The 20,922-nt window shown below is 36.4% G+C and carries 16 protein-coding genes and 1 riboswitch; of the genes, 7 read left to right on the top strand and 9 right to left on the bottom strand.

Annotated features, from left to right (window positions below):
* Positions 1-47: 47 nt before the first annotated feature.
* The 4 genes from metH to Q5760_RS15490 are packed head-to-tail and all read right to left on the bottom strand — an operon-like array spanning position 48 to position 7,632.
* Positions 48-3,497, bottom strand: a complete 3,450-nt coding sequence (gene metH / locus Q5760_RS15505; RefSeq protein ID WP_428908538.1) for a methionine synthase — start codon at positions 3,495-3,497, stop codon at positions 48-50.
* Complete coding sequence (locus Q5760_RS15500) at positions 3,490-5,334, bottom strand: bifunctional homocysteine S-methyltransferase/methylenetetrahydrofolate reductase (protein ID WP_428908537.1); 1,845 nt, start codon at positions 5,332-5,334, stop codon at positions 3,490-3,492. The genes metH and Q5760_RS15500 overlap by 8 nt, the downstream gene beginning before the upstream one ends.
* Positions 5,335-5,345: 11 nt before the next feature.
* Positions 5,346-6,521, bottom strand: a complete 1,176-nt coding sequence (gene metC, locus Q5760_RS15495) for a cystathionine beta-lyase (protein WP_428908536.1) — start codon at positions 6,519-6,521, stop codon at positions 5,346-5,348.
* Positions 6,514-7,632 carry a methionine biosynthesis PLP-dependent protein gene (locus Q5760_RS15490; RefSeq protein ID WP_428908535.1) on the bottom strand — a complete coding sequence of 373 codons (1,119 nt, stop codon included), beginning with the start codon at positions 7,630-7,632 and terminating at the stop codon, positions 6,514-6,516. The genes metC and Q5760_RS15490 overlap by 8 nt, the downstream gene beginning before the upstream one ends.
* Positions 7,633-7,770: 138 nt before the next feature.
* Positions 7,771-7,884: riboswitch (SAM riboswitch) on the bottom strand.
* A gap of 218 nt (positions 7,885-8,102) precedes the next feature.
* Here Q5760_RS15490 and Q5760_RS15485 point away from each other — a divergent pair.
* Complete coding sequence (locus tag Q5760_RS15485; protein WP_428908534.1) at positions 8,103-8,309, top strand: hypothetical protein; 207 nt, start codon at positions 8,103-8,105, stop codon at positions 8,307-8,309.
* Positions 8,310-8,836: 527 nt separating this feature from the next.
* Positions 8,837-10,120, top strand: coding sequence for a group II intron reverse transcriptase/maturase (gene ltrA, locus Q5760_RS15480; RefSeq protein ID WP_428908533.1), 1,284 nt, complete (start codon positions 8,837-8,839; stop codon positions 10,118-10,120).
* A gap of 325 nt (positions 10,121-10,445) precedes the next feature.
* Here ltrA and sda read toward each other — a convergent pair whose 3' ends face one another.
* A complete protein-coding gene (sda, locus tag Q5760_RS15475; protein ID WP_428908532.1) occupies positions 10,446-10,577 on the bottom strand; it encodes a sporulation histidine kinase inhibitor Sda in 132 nt (43 codons plus the stop codon).
* Positions 10,578-10,778: 201 nt separating this feature from the next.
* Between sda and Q5760_RS15470 the strand changes: the two genes are divergently transcribed.
* The gene (locus tag Q5760_RS15470) at positions 10,779-10,982 is read left to right on the top strand and encodes a DUF6501 family protein (RefSeq protein WP_428908531.1); all 204 of its coding nucleotides are present in this window, start codon (positions 10,779-10,781) and stop codon (positions 10,980-10,982) included.
* Between the two features lie 55 nt (positions 10,983-11,037).
* Here the strand turns inward: Q5760_RS15470 and Q5760_RS15465 are convergent, their stop codons facing one another.
* Positions 11,038-11,577 (bottom strand): YhcN/YlaJ family sporulation lipoprotein, encoded by a 540-nt coding sequence (locus Q5760_RS15465; protein ID WP_428908530.1) that lies wholly within the window; start codon positions 11,575-11,577, stop codon positions 11,038-11,040.
* A gap of 237 nt (positions 11,578-11,814) precedes the next feature.
* Here Q5760_RS15465 and Q5760_RS15460 point away from each other — a divergent pair, with 237 nt between their 5' ends.
* Both Q5760_RS15460 and nadE read left to right on the top strand, forming a co-directional pair.
* Positions 11,815-13,293 carry a nicotinate phosphoribosyltransferase gene (locus tag Q5760_RS15460; RefSeq protein ID WP_428908529.1) on the top strand — a complete coding sequence of 493 codons (1,479 nt, stop codon included), beginning with the start codon at positions 11,815-11,817 and terminating at the stop codon, positions 13,291-13,293.
* Positions 13,294-13,317: 24 nt separating this feature from the next.
* Positions 13,318-14,136: an ammonia-dependent NAD(+) synthetase gene (gene nadE, locus Q5760_RS15455; RefSeq protein WP_428912597.1), complete on the top strand. Its 819-nt coding sequence runs from the start codon at positions 13,318-13,320 to the stop codon at positions 14,134-14,136.
* Between the two features lie 46 nt (positions 14,137-14,182).
* Here nadE and pflA read toward each other — a convergent pair whose 3' ends face one another.
* Positions 14,183-14,923, bottom strand: a complete 741-nt coding sequence (gene pflA / locus Q5760_RS15450; protein WP_428908528.1) for a pyruvate formate-lyase-activating protein — start codon at positions 14,921-14,923, stop codon at positions 14,183-14,185.
* Between the two features lie 112 nt (positions 14,924-15,035).
* The gene (gene pflB / locus Q5760_RS15445; RefSeq protein ID WP_428908527.1) at positions 15,036-17,294 is read right to left on the bottom strand and encodes a formate C-acetyltransferase; all 2,259 of its coding nucleotides are present in this window, start codon (positions 17,292-17,294) and stop codon (positions 15,036-15,038) included.
* A 462-nt stretch (positions 17,295-17,756) separates the two neighbouring features.
* Between pflB and Q5760_RS15440 the strand changes: the two genes are divergently transcribed.
* Positions 17,757-18,953 (top strand): DHH family phosphoesterase, encoded by a 1,197-nt coding sequence (locus tag Q5760_RS15440; RefSeq protein WP_428908526.1) that lies wholly within the window; start codon positions 17,757-17,759, stop codon positions 18,951-18,953.
* A gap of 59 nt (positions 18,954-19,012) precedes the next feature.
* Complete coding sequence (locus Q5760_RS15435; protein WP_428908525.1) at positions 19,013-19,144, top strand: YuzL family protein; 132 nt, start codon at positions 19,013-19,015, stop codon at positions 19,142-19,144.
* A gap of 63 nt (positions 19,145-19,207) precedes the next feature.
* Here Q5760_RS15435 and Q5760_RS15430 read toward each other — a convergent pair whose 3' ends face one another.
* On the bottom strand, positions 19,208-20,824 hold the full coding sequence (locus Q5760_RS15430) for an ABC-F family ATP-binding cassette domain-containing protein (protein WP_428908524.1): 1,617 nt from the start codon (positions 20,822-20,824) through the stop codon (positions 19,208-19,210).
* Positions 20,825-20,922 lie beyond the last annotated feature (98 nt).

The raw sequence follows: 20,922 nt of genomic DNA, 5'->3' as shown, positions 1-20,922 counted from the left end.
CTTTTTATTAAAAATGGTTATTTATTGAATTCATATCGATGCATAAATTACCTTAAAACGTTAAAATATCTTGCGTCTGGATGAGCAAAAACCATAGCGGTTACGCTTGCTTCTGGTTCCATCATAAAGCCTTCTGTAAGCTGGACCCCGATATCCTCTGGAGAAATAAGCTTAAATAGTTTGGCTTGATCTTCTAAGTCTGGACATGCTGGATAACCAAAAGAAAAACGTTGTCCTTGGTATTTCGCTGCGAAACGATCTCTCATTGTAAAATCAATCGAGTCAGGGAAGCCCCAACGATCACGAATTTGACGATGAATTAACTCAGCTAAGCCTTCAGCTGTTTCTAATGCTAATGCTTGCAGGGCATGGTTTTCTAGGAAACGACCTTCTTCTTTTAATCTTTCGGCAACTTGTCTAATTCCTTTTCCAGCTGTAACAGCAAAGAATGCTACGTAATCCATTTGTCCGCTATCAACTGATTTTAAATAATCTGCTAGACAAAGAAACGGTTCGGATTCTTGTCTAGGGAAATCAAATGTTTCAATGACCTGGTTATGGTCTTCAGGATGATAAATCAATACCGAGTTCCCTTTTGATTGGGCAGGGAAAAATTGATATACAGCGGTTGGACTAATCCAACCGTTATCGATTGCATCCTGAACTAATGTATTGACCATCTCATTTAACTTTAAAGCTTTTTCGTCTTGTGCTTTTAATAATTTTTCAAGGTTTCCTTTTAATCCTAAATGATGACCTATTAATGTTTGTTTATTAATATAAGGTTCCACATGAGAGAAGGAATAAGATTTAATAATATGTCTTTTTGTATCCTGTGGAATAAACACGGGTGCATTTGGATTAACTGTTTTTCTTTCCTTCACTGCCACTGTACTACTTACTGGTCTAACAAAAGCTGGAAGTGGCTCTTGAGATTCTTTTGCTTTTTTCTCTTCAAGAATTTTTTCGTATCCTTCAGGATCTTGAAGCTGGTTGGCAAGCGATAACCCTACCATAGCATCCTTTGCATAAAGAACAATGCCATCATATTCTTTTGAAATTTTTGAATCGGTAAATTTACGGGATAGGGCTGCACCACCGACTAGAATTGGAACATCAATCCCGGCTTGCTTCATATCATGTGCGGTTAGGACCATTTGCTGTGCAGATTTTACAAGTAACCCTGACAAACCAACCATATCTGGCTTTTCATTTTTTATGGCTTCGACTAATGTTTGCGGAGCTACTTTTATCCCTAGGTCAATGACTTCATAGCCATTATTACTTAAAATAATTTCAACTAGATTTTTCCCGATATCATGGACATCGCCTTTAACTGTAGCGAGAACGATTTTTCCTTTGGAAGAAGATGTATCATCTTTTTCCATATGCGGCTCTAAGAAGGAAACAGATGCTTTCATGACTTCGGCACTTTGCAGAACTTCCGCAACAATCAGTTGATTTTCATTAAATAATCTTCCGACTTCTTTCATCCCATTCATTAACGGTCCATTAATAATATCAAGCGGAGCAGGGTATTGTTCTAAGGCCAATTCAAGGTCAGGAATGAGGCCTTCTTTTGTTCCTTCAATAACGTAATAAGCTAATCGATCTTCTAAGCTCATCTCTTCTAGAAGTCCACTTTTTGATTCTTTTTTCTTATCACGGTAAAATTCAGTGAAAACAGCTAACGATTCATCTGTTGTTTCAAAGAGTAATTTTTCAGCCATCTCTACTTCTTCCTTAGAAATAGAGGCAAAACGTTCTAGTTTTTCTGTATTCACAATTGCATAATCAAGTCCTGCTAGTGTGCAGTGATATAAGTAGACAGAATTTAATATTTCACGTCCAACTGGTGGAAGTCCGAAAGATACATTACTCACACCAAGGATCGTTTGTACTTCTGGAAACTTTTCTTTGATTAAACGGATTCCCTCAACAGTTGCTTTTGCAGAACCAATGTATTGTTCATCACCAGTGCCTACTGGGAACACAAGTGGATCGAAAATAATATCTTGTGGTGCTATTCCATATTTTTCAACTAATAAATGGTATTCTCTTTCTGCAATTTCTAGTTTCTTTTCGGCTGTAACACCCATCCCTGACTCATCAATTGTACCGACAACAACAGCAGCCCCATATTTATGAATGAGCGGAGCGATTGCTTTAAAACGTTCTTCACCATCTTCTAAGTTAATAGAGTTAATAATGGCTTTTCCCTGTGAATAGGATAGCGCTTTTTCAATGACTTTTTCATCAGTCGAATCAATGACAAGAGGGACTTTGACTTTTTTAACAACTTCTTTAATAAAGTTTTCCATATCAGCCATTTCATCGCGATCTGGATCAGCTAAGCAGATATCGATAACGTGAGCACCTTTTTTGACTTGAGCTCGTGCGATTTCTGCAGCCTCTTCAAATTTACCTTCTGCAATGAGCCGTTTGAATTTTCTTGAACCAATGACGTTTGTACGTTCTCCAACCATAATCGGTTTTAATGTTGGATCGTCATAAATAAAGGGTTCAATCCCGGAAACCATATGCATTTGATGTTCTTGTTTGTGTCTTGGTTGATAATTTCTCATCGTTTCTGCGATTACTTTAATATGCTCAGGTGTTGTTCCACAACAACCACCTACAATATTCAGCCAACCTTCCTCTGCAAACCCTGCTAGTTTCTGTGAAAGGGACTCAGGTGTTTCGTGGTAATGACCTTCTTCATCAGGAAGTCCAGCATTCGGATAACAACTTACGGCTGTATGTGATAGGTTTGAAAGTGAGCGAATATGGTCCTGCATAAATTCTGGTCCTGTTGCACAGTTGAGACCTACTGCAATAGGATTCATATGTTCAACAGAAATATAAAATGCCTCAATCGATTGTCCAGCTAGGGTTGTACCCATCGGTTCAATGGTTCCTGAAATCATCAAGGGTAGGGTAGTTCCCGTATTTTTAAACGCTTGTTGAATTCCAAGAAAACCGGCTTTTACGTTTAACAAATCTTGGCTGGTTTCTAATAGTAGGACATCAACTTGACCATCAATAAGTCCTCGTGCTTGTTCCTCATAATTTCGAATTAATTCCTCGAAAGTTGTCCCACCAGTAACACTTAATGTTTTGGTTGTCGGACCCATTGCTCCAGCTACAAACCTTGGCCACTCATTGGTTGAGTAGTCGTCTACAGCCTTTCTAGCAATTTCAGCTGCTATTTTATTAATCTCATAAGCTTGCGCCCCGAGTTCATATTCATCGAGAACCAAAGCAGTTCCACCAAATGTATTTGTTTCAATAATATCTGCACCGGCCTTTAAATACTCACGGTGAATAGAATCGATGACGTCAGGCCTTGTTATATTCAAATATTCATTACAACCATCATATTTATCACCGCCAAAATCTTCAGCTGAAAGATTTGCCCTCTGCAGCATCGTTCCCATGGCACCGTCCATGATGAGGATCTTTTGATTTAGTTGCTCGGTTATGGAAATTTTAGACAAGATGATTCCTCCTTAATTTTTCGGTCTTGCTATGGGCGTATTCAGATAGTTCAACTGACATTTCATAGCGTAAAAATGGAGTAATTAAATATATTCCATTAAATAATTCTGCAGCTGTGTCAATAAGGGATTTCGTGATGTTAATTCCTTCTTGAGCTGACTTGATTGGGTCATTATTCAAAGCAGCCAATGAATTACGAATCGAATCATCAATTTTAATTCCTGGAACTTCATGATGTAAAAATTCTGCGTTTCGACTGCTTGTTAAAGGCATTAGGCCAATATAGATAGGAGTGTCTAGATGTTTCGTTTCTTCATAAACACTAATAATCTTTTCTTCTGAATAAACGGGCTGCGTAATAAAATAATCTGCACCATATTCAATTTTCTTTTCGAGCCTTTTAACTGCTTTATCAATTTGCCTTACGTTTGGATTGAAAGCAGCAGCTACAGAGAAATTTGTCTTTTGACCTAAGTCTTTCCCAGATAGCGAGAGTCCTTCGTTTAATTGTTTAATCATTCTAATTAATTCAAATGACGATACATCATAAACAGAGGATGCACCAGGGAAATCTCCAACCTTTGCTGGATCACCTGTAATCGCAAGAAGGTCATTTAGTCCTAATGTGTGTAAACCCATTAAATGAGATTGTAACCCAATCAGATTTCGGTCCCTACATGTAAGGTGAATAAGCGGGCGTAAGTCTATTTTGTTTTTGACTAAATACCCTAAAGCAGAATTGGATATTCTCGGACTTGCCAGTGAATTGTCCGCAAGAGTGATTGCGTCAATCCCTTGGTCTTTAAGAGCTTTGGCACCTTCGAAAAATTTGGTCGTATCAAGTTTTTTAGGTGGATCTAATTCCACAATAACAGACGGGCGTTGTTTTACAATTTCCTGAAGGGGAGGTAAGTCACGCTCTGTTTCCTTTGTTGCAATCACGACTTTTTCTTTTACCGATAAAACTTTTTCCTGAATTGGGAGAGTCCCTTTTAGAGCCTCAGCGAAAGCGCGAATATGATCAGGTGTTGTTCCACAGCAGCCTCCAAGTAAACGAACACCTTGCTCCCTAAAGCTTTGGGCTGATTTGCGGAAATAATCTGCATCCCCATCATATTGGATCACGCCATCATTATAAGATGGGAGTCCGGAGTTAGGATATGCCGATAGAAAGGCTTTTTTCGGGATTGGAACTTGCTCTAAGGCTTTAATCATATGATGGGGTCCAAGACGACAGTTTAGCCCAACTACATCAGCACCTAATGTTTCTAATCTTGAGAAAGCTTCATCAAGTGGAGTTCCATTTTGAAGTACTCCAACTTCTTGCATGGAAACTTGAGCAATAATAGGTAGGTTAGTTGAATTTCTAGCAATCTTTAAAACCGTTTCTAATTCTTCTAAATCATAAAATGTTTCAAGTAATATCCCGTCAACACCCTCTGATAAAATCGCATGCAATTGCTCACGAAAACTCTGTTTAATATCCTCAAGGTCAATGGATTGTGGATTAATTCCCCGGTTACCACCAATGCTTGCTATTACATAGCCCTTTGAGCCAACCACTTGTTTTGCTAATTTAACAGCAGCCGTATTAATTGATTTTACAGAGTCTTCTAGACCATAGCGTGTTAGTTTTAAAGAGTTTGCAGCGTAGGTATTTGTTTGAATAACATCTGCTCCAGCTTCAAGGTATGCTTGATGAATACTCATGATTTGTTCAGGGTGAGAAAGGTTTAATTCCTCAAGACAAGTATCTTTTCCGTATGAAAAGAGTAGAGTACCCATTGCTCCATCTGCGATTAATATTTCATTCTTCATTCGTTGTAAAAAGTTCATTGTTTTAACCTCTATTTTTGTATTAAGTGGATTTGGTTTGCTTTTTCTAAAGCATCAGAAAAATCCTTCATTAAATCTTCAACATTCTCAAGACCTACAGATAGGCGTAATAAACTATTTGTAATCCCTCTTTGATTCCTATCCTCAACATTCATTGCCGCATGGGACATTTTAGCTGGATAAGAAAGAATCGATTCAACAGCACCAAGGCTTACGGCAAATACAGGAATTTTTACATGCTTTACAAAAGTTCTCATAATGTCTTCATTGAGTAAATCAAATGAAAGAACAGCTCCTGCCGACGATGCTTGCTTTTGTTGAATATCATATTGTGGGTGTTCCGGAAGTCCTGGGTAGTAGACTTTTTTAACTAATGGATGCTCATTCAAAAACGTTGCTAATTTATGTGCTGCCTGAGAAGAATGTTCAAGACGTACATGCAAGGTTTTTAATCCACGAAGAACAAGCCATGAATCCTGAGGTCCGAGAATCGAACCAAATGAATTTTGTAAAAAGTATAGTTTTTGTGCTAGTTCAGGGTCCTTAACAACAGCTAGTCCAGCCACTACATCACTGTGACCTGCCAAAAATTTAGTAGCACTGTGTAAGACAATATCTGCACCAAGTGTTAAAGGTTTTTGATACTGTGGTGTTAGAAAGGTATTATCAACAAAAGTCAATGCACCATGTTCTTTTGCGATATCACAAATGGCCGCAATATCTGTTACCTTTAAAGTTGGATTTGAAGGAGTTTCCACATAAAATAATTTCGTATTTGGTTGAATTGCTTTTTTGACTGCTTCTAAATCTGTCATATCAACAAAGGTATGACTAATCCCTAAACGGACCAATACTTGTGTCACCATACGGAAGGTTCCGCCATAGACGTCCTCCGTTATCACAATATGGTCATCTTTTGACAATAGCATGAAAGCTGTTGAAATAGCAGCCATGCCTGAAGCAAAAGCAAATCCCCTGCAGCCACCCTCGAGTCCTGCAATCACTTCTTCTAATGCTTCTCTAGTTGGATTGCCGCTTCTTGCATAATCATATTGACCAAATGAATCAATATCATATTGATGAAAAGTGGAAGCATGTTGGATGGGAACACTTACTGCACCCGTGGCAGGGTCAATTTTTTGATTGTTGTGTAATAGATTGGTTTGAAATGTATAAGAATCACTCATGGGTCGCATTCTCCTCTTTTACTTTTGCTAGTGTTTGTGCTAGATCTTCAATTAAATCTTCGGAATTCTCAATACCTACTGAAAAGCGTAGCAATGTATTATCGACGCCTGTTTTTTTACGAACTTCTTCAGGAATATCAGCATGGGTTTGTGTGGCTGGATAGGTGATAAAACTTTCAACACCGCCAAGACTTTCAGCAAAACTGATTAATTGTAGGTTTTGTAAAAATGGATTTACCCATGTTTCGTCTATGATTCGAAATGAAATCATTCCGCCATGACCTGGGTAAAGAACTTCGGTGATACATTCATGATTCTTTAAAAACTGAACAATATCTTTCGCATTTTTTTCGTGACGTTCCATTCGAAGCGAGAGTGTCTTCATCCCGCGCATTAATAACCATGAATCAAATGGACTCAATACAGCACCAGCTGCATTATGGAACTTAGCAATATTTTCACAAAGATCTTTTCCCTTAGCAACGATTAAACCTGCTAAAACATCATTATGGCCACCTAAATATTTCGTCGCACTGTGTACAACAATATCGGCCCCTAAAAGAATGGGCTGTTGTAAAATAGGGGTGTAAAAGGTGTTGTCCACAATAAGGAGAATATTATGTTTTTTAGCAATTTTTGCAACTTCTGCAATATCCGTTTGTTCCATCATTGGATTTGTTGGTGTTTCAATGAAAATTGCCTTTGTATTCGTCGTAATTTCTCTCTCAATGTTTTGAACATTCGTTGTATTAACATAGGTACTGTGTAATCCCCATTTCCTAAAACCTTCTTCTAGGATTCGGTATGTGCCACCATATAAATCACTTGAAACAATCCATTCGTCACCAGATTTGAAAAGGGATAAAATCGTTAAAATAGCTGACATACCTGAACTACAGGCGTATCCTTGGTCACCGCCTTCTAAATCTGCAATGGTTTGTTCAAGTACTTGTCTTGTTGGATTCCCAGTACGTGTATAATCAAAGCCAGTAGACTGCCCAATTCCTTCATGTCGATATGCAGTAGATAAATAAATCGGAACATTAACAGTTCCTGTTTGTTGTTCGCTTCGATTTCCTATTTGTGCAAGTTTCGTATCGATTTTATACATTATAACACTCCTTATGCTGCCTTGATAAAATTATGATTTATTTATTATGTTGATTTTTCTTATTAGTGCACTTGGAAAAGACAAAATATAAAAAAGCCTTCTTTAAGAAGAAGACTTTTGTTTGTACACACATGCTTCTTCTTATCTTTCAAGTTAAATAACTTGCTGGAATTAGCACCTTATCAATGTTTGTTGACATTGATGGTTGCTGAGGTGTCGTCGGGCCATACCCTCTTCCTCTCTGGATAAGAAATAAATGATTAATTTCCTAAACTTTACTACAATATAAGATAAGTTTCAATTCTTTTCTACTTTTTTATTGATAATAACGATTTTTAAAAAAATAAGGATTTACCTTTTATCATTTTGTAAGCGGAAATAATGCGTTAAAAAACTGTAACACAATATTCGAATAGTTTTAAAAACTTGTGAATGATTTCGTTTATAATAGATGAAAAGGGGGGCTAAAATTGAAGGAAAAAAGTAGTTATTGTCATCAACGATATTTAAATATAGAGGAAAACCTTGCTTTCATGAAACAAACTGAAATGACAGTTCTTGTTTCAAAAGGGACATTTCAAAAATGGTCTTTATACGGACATTTTGATTATCCTCTTGATCCATTAGACCAGCGCGATAAAACAATGACCGCAAGTAGATGTGTGTTAAACATCTGAATGATAAAAAATATACCAGGGAATCCTGGTTTTTTGTTTTGTTCGCCCAGCATGGGCGAACTCTAACGGGTGAAAGTCCCGAGTACGACCTGGTAGCGGTAAGTACATAGCTAACAGCAAGGGTGTCCATGGTGACGTGGAATCTGAAGGAAGCTCGAGGCAAACCTCCGGTCTGACGTACAGAAATCATATAAGAGGCACCGTATGGGGATAAGACTGCAAAAGAAGTTGAAGTCCAATAGCTACTTTACATGCGTTGTATATATGGCAGATAGATGGAGGGAAAGAGTTCGCACCTTAACTGGGGAGGTCTCACAGTTCTGCACCCAAATCCTGTAGTGATAAAGGACAGGATTGTGAGAAGTCAGCAGAAGCCGTAGTAGTGGAGACGTCTAACGAAAGTTAGAAAGAGTGAAGGGCTGAACAATTTTATTGTTATAGAAATCTCAATTGGGGAAGGAAATAGACCACTGGCAAATCGCGGAAAAGTGGATACCAACCTACGAGAAAGAAAGGAAATAACAGGCATGTACGAAAGAAAGTTAATCGACAAGATACTTGATAAAGATAACCTTGTCCAAGCATACAAGCAAGTAAAGAAAAACAAAGGCTCTGCCGGTGTTGATGGTATGACTGTCGATGAGTTAGCTGGGTATTTGGCTTTGAATAAGAACGAGATTATCGGTCAAATTCGCCAAAGAGAATACAAACCAAAACCAGTACTAAGGGTCGAAATACCAAAACCAAACGGTGGAATACGGCTTTTAGGAATTCCGACAGTCCTAGATAGAGTTATTCAACAAGCAATTGCGCAAGTTCTAACACCAATGTTCGATAAACAGTTCAGTGAATATAGCTATGGTTTCAGACCAAGACGCTATGCCGAGATGGCTATCTTGAATGCCTTAAAGTTCATGAATGATGGATTCGAATGGATTGTAGATATTGACTTAGAGCGTTTCTTCGACACGGTAAACCATGACAGGTTGATGAATCTTATATCGAGGACAGTGGATGATGGTGATGTCATTTCACTCATTCGTAAATTCTTGGTAAGCGGTGTTCAAATGGATGATGAGTATAAAGAAACTATAATCGGTACTCCGCAAGGAGGTAACTTATCTCCGCTACTTAGCAATATCATGCTTAATGAACTGGATAAGGAACTAGAAAGTCGAGGATTACATTTCGTTAGATACGCAGATGACTGTATTATCATGGTTAAAAGTGAGATGTCAGCGAAACGAGTCATGAGGTCTGTGTCGAGATTTATTGAAGAGAAACTAGGTCTAATCGTAAATGTGGAGAAATCAAAAGTAACGAAACCGAATGACCCCGATATGAAGTTCCTAGGCTTTGGATTCTTCAAGGATTATCAAGCTGATTTATACAAAGCGAAACCACATCAAACCTCTTTAGACAGGTTTAAATTCAAACTTAAACAACTAACAAGAAAGAATTGGAGTATTGATACGAAGTATCAGGTTGAGCGAATTAATCAGTTAATAAGAGGATGGGTCAATTACTTTAAGGTCGGTTATATGAAGACAGCACTTGGAAGAATAGACTCCCATACGAGATTTAGACTGCGAATGTGTATCTGGAAGAAATGGAAAACGGCCAAGAATCGTAGGAAAAATCTTATTAAATTAGGTATGGATAGATATAGTGCATACAAAAATAGCCACACAAGTAAGGGTGCAGCTCGCACAGCGTACTCTTGGATACTCACCACAACGATTACCAATAAGAGATTGGCCCAACTTGGTCTAATCTCCTGTGAACAGCACTACATCAAAGTGCGTGCCTAATATAAAATTGAACCGCCGTATACGGAACCGTACGTACGGTGGTGTGAGAGGTCGGATAGTCAATTAATGATTATCCTCCTACTCGATATTTTATAAATAGTTGTGTTATGGAAAATGTGATTTATAACGACCCGTTGACTGTTGGCGGAAGGAGGACGACTCCTGCGGGATAAGTGCTACAAAAGAGAGTCCAAAGACATGAAGTCAGGGTGGCTTAGATTCATAGATTTAACCTAGGCGGACAGTGAAGGATCAGTTACACCGAGTTAAAAAGAGCCAAGTAACTAATAAAAGGAGCAAAGGTTGCTCCCTTGCTCCTTAAGTATTAGCATTTATTAGGGTTTAATCCACGACGTTTAATTTCACCCTGTAAAAAGCGTATCCAATCTTTATCATTACCCGTTTTTAATGCATCACGATAAGAGACGATTAACTGTTCATTACTCATAATCTTCATTGTGCATACCTCCAAGTAAAGAATATTTAATATTATTCTATTTTAAATCTTTTATGACTTTTTGAGTATGTTTTGTTTAAATATTCACTAAAATGTCATAACTTTAAAATCATGTCATATCCTAATTATTTACTTGGTAAAAGTTGCTACTGTTTGAAGTTCCTTATATACTAAAATGAGAAAGAAAAGGGAGTGATTTAAATGATTCATTTAGATTGGACTGAACGAGAAACCATAAAAAAAGTTAAATGTATACATACAAATGCAAATAAGTATATCGTGAATCATGTTCTAACTGCAGGTGAATTCTATGAGGTGAAAAACGAAACCGAGGAATTTTATTTTATTGTCGACAATACAGGAAGAATCGGTGGTTTTTATAAGGATTACTTTGAAGTTCAATAAGCATAATGAGTGAAAACGATTATTTCGTACAATCGTTTTCACTCATTATTTTTGTTTATCTTGCGGTTGGGAATACACGTCGAACCATGTCTCCAAATTCATCAAAAAATCCTTCGACTGAACGACCATTGCGAATATCATTACTATAATTATTCACATTGTTAAAGAAATCAGGATCCTGAGAAACATAAACATTGTCAATATTTCGATCGGTGGATTTAACGATTTGTGAAATTCTTTTTTCTAAATTCTTGGCTATTTCATTGTTTGTTTGATTATTTTCAGTATTAATGGCAACGTAGGCATTGTTATCCGTTACAATAACGTTTGCACGACCTACCTCAGGTAAATCTGCAATTTTATTTGCTGCCTGGTCAGCTACCCGCATTCGATCATTATTCTTATTATCAACTTCCATTCTATTTTCTACCATACCTTGACGATTATCATTTATCGGTGTACGGTAGTTTACATTTTGATAAGTTCCATTTCCATTTCTCGCATTACGATTATTCATTGCTTGATCATCAGTTCCACACGCAGAAAGTAATAGTGCTGACAACGAGATCGTGTAGACTGCGCTTTTCAACTTCATCCTATTCCCTCCTCCAAAAAAATTCATTCTTATTGTTTCTTTAAAGAACAGCTTTATGTATCAGAAGTAGCAATTGACATAGGTGGAAGATACGTTTCAATTTCAATCCTACGCAGAGGAAAAGTATAATTAAACAAAAAAGGTCCAATAGACAAATATTGAATTAAAGCTATAATATTAAGGTAGCATAATAATTAAACATTCTAGATGCATGATAAACATGTGGGGGTTTTACATTTGAACGAATTTTATCAAGATGACAGCTTAACACTACATACAGATTTATATCAAATAAATATGATGGAAACGTATTGGGAAGATGGGTTTCATAATCGTAAAGCGGTTTTCGAAGTATCTTTTCGCCAATTACCATTTGGAAATGGATTTGCTGTTTTTGCTGGTTTAGAAAAAGTCATTCATTATTTAAATAATCTCGAATTTTCAGAAAGTGATATTCGATATTTAAGAGATTTAGGTTATGACGAGGATTTTCTAGCGTATTTAAAAGATCTACGTTTTACAGGGAATGTAAGGTCGATGGCAGAAGGGGAGATTGTGTTCGGATATGAACCATTAGTACGAATTGAAGCTCCGCTAGCACAAGCGCAATTAATCGAAACGGCTATTTTAAATATCGTTAATTATCAAACTCTAATTGCTACGAAAGCAGCAAGGATTAAGTATGTAATTGGGAATAATGAGGCCGCAGCTGAATTTGGAACACGACGTGCTCAAGAGATGGATGCAGCAATTTGGGGTACACGTGCTGCATATATTGGCGGTTTTAGCTCTACTTCTAATGTACGTGCTGGTAAGATGTTTGGTATTCCGGTTTCCGGAACACATGCACATTCCCTGATTCAAGCCTATATTGATGAATACACAGCATTTCATAAGTATGCCCGCAGACATAAAGATTGTGTTTTTCTTGTGGATACATATGACACCTTACGGTCAGGAGTTCCAAATGCTATTAGAGTAGCTAAAGAATTAGGGGATAAAATTAATTTTGTAGGGATTCGTTTAGATAGTGGGGATCTTGCATATCTTTCAAAAGAAGCCCGAAGAATGCTTGATGAAGCAGGGTTTACAAAAGCAAAAATTATTGCCTCTAATGACCTAGATGAATATACAATTATAAACTTAAAACAGCAAGGTGCAAAAATTGATAGTTGGGGGATCGGAACCAAACTCATTACTGGATTTGATCAGCCGGCGCTTGGAGCCGTTTACAAAATTGTATCGATTGAAGATGAAAATGGAAATATGGTCGATACGATCAAAATAAGTGCAAATCCAGAAAAAGTTTCTACTCCAGGTCTTAAAAAAGTATACCGTATTATAAATTTAGCGAATCAAAAATCAGAGGGAGATTATATTACATTAGATCATGAGGACCCAAACTCTGAAAAAAAATTACATATGTTCCATCCAACCCATACTTACTTAAAGAAGGATGTAACTAATTTTGAAGCAAGAGATCTTCATCACGATATTTTTATGAATGGCAACCTAGTTTACGACTTACCAAATATTCATGACATTCAAAAGTTTTGTCATAACAATTTAAATTACCTTTGGGATGAATATAAGAGATCATTAAATCCAGCCGAATATCCAGTAGATTTAAGTCCGTTGTGCTGGGAAAATAAGCGACGTAATATCGAAATGGTTAGTGAAAGAGTCCGTAAAATAACGAGTAAAAAAAATAAGTAAAAGGGGAGAAATAAAGATTTGAACATGCAAAAAAGAATCATGCAAGAGTTACATATTCAACCGGTTATTGATCCCAAAAGTGAAATTCAAAAGAGAGTTCAATTTTTAAAAGAATATCTTTTAAAAACAAATGCAAATGGCTTTGTACTAGGGATTAGTGGAGGTCAGGATTCAACCCTTGCAGGAAGGCTTGCGCAGATAGCTGTCGAGGAATTAAGAAAAGAAGGGCATAAAGTTAAATTTATAGCCGTTCGTCTTCCGTATGGTGTACAGAAAGATGAGGAAGATGCGAGGGTAGCATTAGACTTTATCAAAGCAGACGAGGAGTTTGTCTTTAATATCGAAAAAGCTGTAAATGCTGTAAAAGAAGAATACGATAAGGAAACAAAGGGCGAGCCTTTAAGGGATTACCATAAAGGGAACGTAAAGGCTAGAATGCGTATGATTGCTCAATATGCAATTGGCGGGCAAGAAGGATTACTCGTCATTGGGACAGATCATGCAGCGGAAGCGGTTACTGGATTTTATACGAAATACGGTGATGGGGGAGCTGATATCCTCCCTTTAACGGGTTTAACGAAGCGGCAAGGGAAAGCGTTGCTGAAAGAACTAGGGGCGGATGAAAAATTATATTTAAAAGTTCCTACAGCTGACTTACTTGATGAAAAGCCTGGTCAAGCTGATGAAACAGAGCTTGGCATTTCTTATGATGAGCTTGATGATTATTTAGAAGGAAAAAAGGTAGATAGAGAAGTGGCGGAAAAGATTGAAAAACGTTTTATGGTTTCTCAACATAAACGGGAAATGCCTGCGACAATATTTGATAATTGGTGGAAAAATTAAAAAGGAGGATGCCGGTAATTGAGCTGGCAGCCTCCTTTTACTTTAATTAAGAGAATACGACATTTCTTGATAAAATATCATATGCATGTTCAACCCGTTCTTCATTAGGGGGTTCAATATCGGCTAAAGGATACTCTAATCCAAGAGCTTCCCATTTATAAACGCCTAATTTATGATACGGTAAAATCTCGATTTTTTTAACATTTTGTAAGGTAGCAATAAATTCACCAAGTTCATGCAAGTCTTCGTCAAAATCAGAAATGGTCGGAACGAGAACATGACGAATCCAAACTGGAATTTGTTTTTCAGATAGAAGTTTTGCGAATTGCAGAATATGATCATTCGCCATACCTGTTAGAGAGATATGCTTCTTACGTTTAATATGCTTTAAATCTAGTAAAATTAAATCTGTATATTGAAGTAATTCATGTAATTGTTCTTGGAATTGTGGAGCTGTTGAGTAGCAACCGCCTGAAGAATCAATGGTTGTATGAATTCCTATCTTTTTACATTCTTTGAAAAGGTCAATTAGAAATGGCAATTGTAATAAAGGTTCTCCGCCACTGACTGTGATTCCACCGCCGGATGCTTCAATAAAAGGGAGGTAAGAAATAACGTCTTGCATAATCTCATCCACTGACATTTGCTTTCCTGTTCCAATTTTCCAAGTATCTGCATTATGGCAAAATTGGCAACGAAGAAGACAACCTTGTGTAAAGATGACATATCTAATTCCTGGACCATCAACTGTACCAAATGATTCAATCGAATGAATATTTCCGTTCATAAAAATTCTCCCCCCTAATGGATGTTCGTAAAATTCAAACGCAGTGATGTAAATTATAATGAGTAAAACGAATACCAGGGAGGGGTAGTTCTCCCTGGTATTTATGAGTTTATTATGATAATGAAGGTGCTTTTACTGAACCAGCTACACTTTCATGGAATGTACGATTGATTACATCAATTTGTTGTTCACGTGTAAGTTTAATGAAGTTAACCGCATAACCAGATACACGAATCGTTAATTGTGGATATAATTCAGGATGATCCATAGCATCTAATAAAGTATCACGATTTAACACGTTAACATTGATATGATGTCCACGTTTTGACATATAACCATCAAGCATGGCAACTAGGTTGCTTACTTGACCGTCATCATCACGCCCTAGTGCATTTGGTGTGATCGTAAATGTATTAGAGATACCATCTAATGAAGATTCATAAGGTAATTTCGCAACAGATGTTAAAGAAGCTAAGGCACCCTTTGTATCACGACCATGCATTGGGTTAGCTCCTGGTGCAAATGGTTTACCAGCTTCACGTCCATCAGGAGTAGCACCGGTTTTCTTACCGTAAACAACATTTGAAGTAATCGTTAATACAGATTGTGTATGCATAGCATTGCGATATGTTTTATGCTTTCTAATTTTATTCATAATATCTTCAACAAGCTTAACAGCAATGGAGTCAACGCGCTCATCGTTGTTACCATATTTAGGGTAGTCGCCTTCGATTTCGTAATCAACCGCTAAACCATTTTCATCGCGAATTGTTTTTACTTTTGCATATTTAATAGCACTTAATGAGTCGGCCGCAACAGAAAGGCCTGCAATACCACATGCCATTGTTCTTAAAATTTCACGATCATGTAGGGCCATTTCAATTCTTTCATAAGCATATTTGTCATGCATATAGTGAATAACATTAAGAGTGTTTACATATAATCCGCATAACCAATCTAGCATTTTATCGTATTTAGCAATGACGTCATCATAATTTAAATACTCAGAAGTTATTGGTTGATAAGATGGACCAACTTGTGTTTTTAGTTTTTCATCTACTCCACCGTTGATTGCATACAATAACGCTTTAGCCATGTTCACACGAGCACCAAAGAATTGCATTTGCTTACCAATTCTCATGGCGGACACGCAACATGCAATTCCATAGTCATCTCCCCAAAGTTCTCTCATCATGTCGTCATTTTCGTATTGGATCGCACTAGATTTAATCGACATTTTTGCTGCATATTGTTTGAAGCTTTGAGGAAGCTTTGTAGACCATAGAATCGTTAAGTTTGGTTCTGGAGCAGGGCCTAGGTTGTCCAATGTGTGTAAGAAACGGAAAGAGTTTTTCGTTACTAATGGACGTCCGTCGAGTGCCATACCACCAATGGATTCGGTTACCCAAGTTGGATCTCCACTATATAATTCATTGTATTCAGGTGTTCTTGCGAATTTTACAAGACGAAGTTTCATAACAAAATGGTCAACTAATTCTTGAGCTTCTTTTTCTGTTAAAGTTCCATTTTGTAAATCTCTTTCAATATAAATATCTAGGAAAGTAGACGTACGACCAAGGCTCATTGCTGCGCCGTTTTGTTCTTTAATGGCTGCTAAATAACCAAAGTATAACCATTGAATGGCTTCTTTTGCATTTGATGCAGGCTTAGAAATATCATACCCATAAGTAGCAGCCATTTGCTTAAGCTCTTTTAATGCGCGATATTGTTCACTGTATTCTTCGCGATCACGAATAACATCATCTGACATGTTTCCGTTACCGATATATTGATATTCTCTGAGTTTTTCCTGCATTAAGAAATCAATACCATAAAGAGCCACACGACGATAGTCACCAATAATACGACCGCGACCATATGCATCTGGAAGACCAGTGATAACACCTGCATGACGCGCTGCTCTCATTTCAGGAGTATATACATCAAATACACCTTGGTTATGAGTTTTACGATATTCAGTAAAGATATGTTCCACTTCTTTATCAAGTTCAAAGCCATATGATTCTAATGCTGTTTTAGCCATACGGATTCCACCGAAAGGCATTAATGAACGCTTAAATGGTTTATCTGTTTGGAAACCAACAATTTGTTCAAGCTCTTTATTTAGGTATCCAGGACCATGTGATGAAATTGTTGATACAATTTTCGTATCTGCATCTAAAACGCCACCAGCTTCGCGTTCTTTTTTCGATAATTCCATAACTAGATCCCAAAGGTTAGTAGTAGCCTCTGTGGGACCTTCTAAGAAATCTTCATTCCCAGTATACGGCGTAAAGTTTTTAAGGATAAAGTCGCGAACGTTAATTTCTTTTTCCCAAACACCTTTAGAAAAACCCTTCCACTGTTCCATTTGTTGTCACCTCATATGTTTATTTTAAGTTAAATATTATATAAATAGATGTTAATTGCTTCTACAAGGAAAGTATAACAGATTAATTATGCAGTGAAACACATTAGTATTGAACAATTTGTGAAGTTTTTAGTAATCCTTTTTTATCAAGTTTTAAAGCGTTTTCAAAAATAATAATGTTGTAACAAAATAAAAACTGTACTATAAAATGGTATAAAAAGTGTTTCTGTTATACAAACAGGTAATAAAGAAGGTCATTATTCTAAAATAAGAAAAAGATATAGTGGAAATAGACATCAGTAGGTGGATGACCTGTTTAGGATTATTAATTTGCATGAGCTTGTGGTAAAGTAATAAAACAAGGAAAATATAGGTAAGCTTTAATAAACTGATTTTGTTAAAAATAAATGAGAACTTACTTATCTTTTTACATACAAATTAGGCAGGAGAGGTGTAGTTGTATTGATTCATTTATATACTCATAATGATTTGGATGGTTTAGGCTGTGGAATATTAGCTAAATTAGCCTTGGGTGAAGAAGTAGAGGTACATTATAATTCTGTAGCTAGATTAAATCCTCAAGTTGAGCGGTTTCTAGAATGGACTAAAAATGACGAAGATAAAAAGAATGATGTACTATGGATTACAGATTTAACGGTAAATGAGGCAAACAGTAAAAAGATTGAACAATTTGTAAAAAACGGAGGAAAAGCACAGTTTTTAGATCATCACAAAACAGCGCTTCATCTAAACCAATATAGTTGGGCTAAAGTTTTAGTTTCATACGATGACGGAAAACTAACCTCAGCAACAACGCTCTTTTATGATTATTTATTAGAACAGGAGTTTATTTCAGCAAATGAATCACTAAATGAATTTGTTGAATTAATCCGTCAATATGATACTTGGGATTGGGAAAAAACTGGCTTATTAAAAGCAAAACAATTAAATGATTTATTTTCTTTGCTGTCCTTAGATGAATTTGAAACTAGAATGATCGAGCGTTTGAAAAGTGAAGAAAACTTTACATTTAATGAGTTTGAACAACAAATCTTAAAAATGGAAGAAGATAAAATTAATCGTTATATACGAAAAAAGAATCGTGAACTTATCCAAACCTTTATTGGCGAACATTGTGTGGGGATTGTTCATGCAGAAATGTATCATTCTGAACTCGGAAATGAATTAGGAAAAGAAAATCATCATTTAGATTATATTGCCATTTTAAATATGGGTGGAAGGAAAGTGAGTTTCCGTACCATCCATGATCATACTGATGTTTCAGAAGTGGCAGGTAAGTTTGGTGGTGGGGGACATGTTAAAGCTTCCGGTTGTACAATGACAGACCATGCCTTTGATTTATTTGTAAAAGAGATCTTTCCTCTTGAACCGTCCAAAATTGATGCACCTAAAAATCAGCATAATGTTAAAAATAACCCTAAAGGCTGTTTGTATGAAAATCAAAATAAAGAAAAATGGTTTATTAAACAAAACGAAAATGAAAATTGGATCGTAGAGCATAATCATAAATTATTGCCAACTTCATTTGCTACCTTTAATGAAGCTGAACGTTTTGTAAAAAGACAGTATAATGCAGCTTTATCAAGAGATGATCAATATGCAGAGTATATAAAGGAAATGAAAAAATCTAAATCATAATCACTTTTAAATGCATAATGGAGCGTTTCAATAGAGAATATAAAGGTGGAGGTGTAGATATGTCCAAACGTAAAAAGGATCCATCTAAAATTGGTTTAAATTCTTCGCAAGTTGAGGGACAAGGTACAACGACAACTGAAACTGGATCAGTCCAAGCCCCATCTTCACGAAATAAACAAAAACGGTATTAAAAGATAAGGGAAGGTGCTACCGAATTTTTAAATTCTAGCACCTTCCCTGTATTTTTCTTTAGATTAATACATTTTTGCAATTTCTGCTTGAAGCTCGTGGTTTTCTAGATATTCATCATACATCATTTGTTTATCAACCATGCCGCTTGGAGTAAGTTCAATAATTCGGTTTGCGATGGTTTGGATAAACTGATGGTCATGGGATGAAAAGATGAGTGAACCTTTAAAAGCAATAAGTCCATTATTTAATGCAGTAATGGATTCTAAATCTAAATGGTTTGTCGGTTCATCTAATAATAAAACATTGGCTCCGCTTAACATCATTTTTGATAGCATACAACGAACTTTTTCTCCTCCTGAAAGAACATTTGCTTTTTTCAAAACTTCTTCTCCAGAAAATAACATTCTACCTAAAAATCCTCTTAAGAAGCTTTCGCTATCATCTTTCGGAGAGAATTGACGTAACCAATCAACAAGGCTTAAGTCGCTGTTTTCAAAGTACTCGGAGTTATCTTTTGGAAAATAGGCCTGTGAAGTCGTGATTCCCCATTTGAATGTACCGCTATCAGGTTCCATTTCACCCGTTAAAATTTTAAAAAGAGCGGTTTTGGCTGTTTCATTTGGACCAACAAGTGCAATCTTATCATCTTTATTCATGATAAAGCTGATATTATCTAGAACTTTAACTCCGTCAATTGTTTTTGAAATACCCTCTACTCTCAAAAGATCGTTTCCAATCTCACGTTCAGGTGTAAAATTTACATATGGATAACGCCTTGACGATGGTTTAATATCGTCTAATGTGATTTTATCCAATAACTTTTTTCGAGACGTTGCCTGCTTTGATTTAGAAGCATTCGCACTAAAGCGAGCGATAAAGTTTTGCAGTTCTTTAATTTTTTCTTCTTTCTTTTTATTCGCATCCTGTGCCATTTTTGAAGCAAGTTGACTTGATTCGTACCAAAAATCATAGTTACCAACATAAATTTGAATTCTTCCATAATCTAGGTCAGCAATATGTGTACATACTTTGTTTAAAAAGTGTCTATCGTGAGATACTACGATAACGGTGTTTTCGAAGTTTATTAAAAATTCTTCTAACCATTGAATAGCCTTTATATCTAAGTGGTTTGTAGGCTCGTCCAACAACAGAACATCTGGCTTACCGAATAAAGCTTGTGCTAATAATACTTTTACTTTTTCTGAACCGGTTAGGTCAGCCATTTTCTTCTCGTGTAGTTCCTCTTCAATTCCAAGGCCTTTGAGTAAGATAGCAGCTTCAGATTCGGCTTCCCATCCGTTTAATTCTGCGAATTCTCCTTCTAATTCAGCAGCTTTCATGCCATCCTCATCTGTGAAATCAGCTTTCATATAGATCGCATCTTTTTCTTGCATTACTTCATATAGTCGACTATGTCCCATGATTACAACTTTTAGGACCTGTTCCTCTTCGTATTCGAAGTGATTTTGTTTTAAAATAGCGAGTCGCTCTCCAGGACCCAGTATGACAGAACCAGATTGTGGTTCGATTTCTCCAGATAATATTTTCAAAAATGTTGATTTCCCTGCGCCGTTAGCCCCTATTAGGCCATAGCAATTACCAGGTGTAAATTTAATATTTACATCTTCAAATAATTTTCGATCTCCATAACGAAGACCTACATTGCTTACAGTTATCATTCTTATCTTTTCCTCCAAAACACAATATTGATTCATTATATCATTTTCTATTTGAAAGAGCGAATAATATCTAGAATATGGTTATGCACAAAAGAATT

The sequence above is a fragment of the Niallia sp. Kr1 genome, assembly GCF_050389805.1.
Classification (GTDB): Bacteria; Bacillota; Bacilli; order Bacillales; family Cytobacillaceae; genus Bacillus_BD.
This window is presented reverse-complemented; position numbering and strand designations above follow the sequence as displayed.